This is a genomic window from Stenotrophomonas terrae (assembly GCF_001431465.1).
In the GTDB taxonomy this organism is placed as follows: domain Bacteria; phylum Pseudomonadota; class Gammaproteobacteria; order Xanthomonadales; family Xanthomonadaceae; genus Stenotrophomonas; species Stenotrophomonas terrae.
The window spans coordinates 1-674 of sequence record NZ_LDJJ01000135.1 but is presented as its reverse complement, the minus strand read 5'-3'; the positions used below and the strand labels follow the sequence as shown (position 1 = coordinate 674).

Annotated in this window: 2 pseudogenes; both read left to right on the top strand. The window is 63.1% G+C overall.

The window, feature by feature from the left end:
- Window positions 1-191: pseudogene (locus ABB27_RS19090) on the top strand (xylulokinase); the annotation flags it as partial.
- A gap of 44 nt (window positions 192-235) precedes the next feature.
- Window positions 236-674: pseudogene (locus tag ABB27_RS19085) on the top strand (xylose isomerase); the annotation flags it as partial.

The window sequence follows — 674 nt, the reverse complement described above, 5'->3', positions numbered from 1 at the left end:
TGCAGGCGCTGTGGGCCATTGGTCTGGCGCGCGGCGATACGGCATCGATCATGGATGTCACCCGCCTGCATGTCGCCGTCGATCCGGCATTGTCCATGCGGCCCGACCCGCAACGAAGCCAGGCTTACGCCGCGGCATACACACGTTTCCTGCGATATCTCGACGCCATCACGCCGCTGCAGCGCGGCTGATGTCCCTCTCCGCAACACCCCGCACAACCACAGGAATACGCAGCATGAGCACGCAGCCCTTCATCGGCGCCAAGGAATACTTCCCCGGCATCGGCCGCATCCCGTTCGAGGGCCGCGGTTCGGACAACCCACTCGCATTCAAGGTCTACGACGCCAACAAGGTCGTCGGTGGCAAGACCATGCAGGAACACCTGCGCTTCGCAGTCTGTTACTGGCATACCTTCTGCAATGCCGGCCACGATCCGTTCGGCCCGGGCACCCGTCATTTCCCGTGGGAAGCCGGTTCGCCGATGGCGACCGCCGAGGCCAAGGTGGATGCGGCGTTCGAGTTCTTCACCAAGCTGGGCGTGCCGTATTGGTGCTTCCACGATATCGACCTGGCACCCGATGCCGATGACATCGGCCAGTACGAGAAGAACCTCAATCACATGGTTGGCCTGGCAAAGGCGCGGCAGGACGCCACCGGCATGAAGCGACTATGGG